The organism is Salipaludibacillus sp. CF4.18, from assembly GCF_051262595.1.
GTDB lineage: Bacteria > Bacillota > Bacilli > Bacillales > Salisediminibacteriaceae > Salipaludibacillus > Salipaludibacillus neizhouensis.
Genome location: NZ_JBIMEV010000156.1, coordinates 1 through 602 on the forward strand (window position 1 = coordinate 1; position 602 = coordinate 602).

1 pseudogene is annotated in these 602 nt (G+C 39.0%); it reads left to right on the forward strand.

The window, feature by feature from the left end:
- A pseudogene (locus ACHABW_RS25950) lies at positions 1–216 on the forward strand (IS110 family transposase); the annotation flags it as partial.
- Between the last annotated feature and the right edge of the window lie 386 nt (positions 217–602).

A 602-nucleotide genomic window follows, 5' to 3' on the forward strand; every position in this document is an offset into this window, starting at 1 on the left:
ATCTTACCTTTGTTACATGCCAATAAAGCATTTAGGGCTCTTTATGATTATTATGTCTCTCGAAGAGAGAATCCGTTGACTGGCAAAGAAGCATTAGTTGTTCTTTCAAGAAAGCTACTTCAAATATGCCATGGTCTTTGCAAACATGGAAGAAAGTTTGATGAAGAACATATGATGTTGGATATACCTTTTCTCATTGATAAGACAGCAGCTTAGTTAAGAATCTATGAATGAATAATCCCTGACAATTAAGACACGGAGAAGCCGGCCATAATTCGACTTAAGACGATCTACAAGGATCAGTCCATGCAGGAGCATATGCCGGCCTCTGCTTTAGGGAAAAGACCCAACGAAGGAATGTAGGTACGTGATACCAGGAGATATGGGAGGGTGAGTCCCCTAATTTGCAGAGTCCAATGTGCCCATAAGTTTCAACTGGGAGATCTATACAGTCTCCTAACACAACGTGTAAGCCTAAGTACCATAATTTTGAATTAATTCAAAATCTAGTGGCTTATATTCAGACAGGGCTTAAAGAAAAATTTTTTAAAATTAATAAAAGCGGTTCAGAACCCCGGCATAGTAACTTTTCCTGAGGGAGT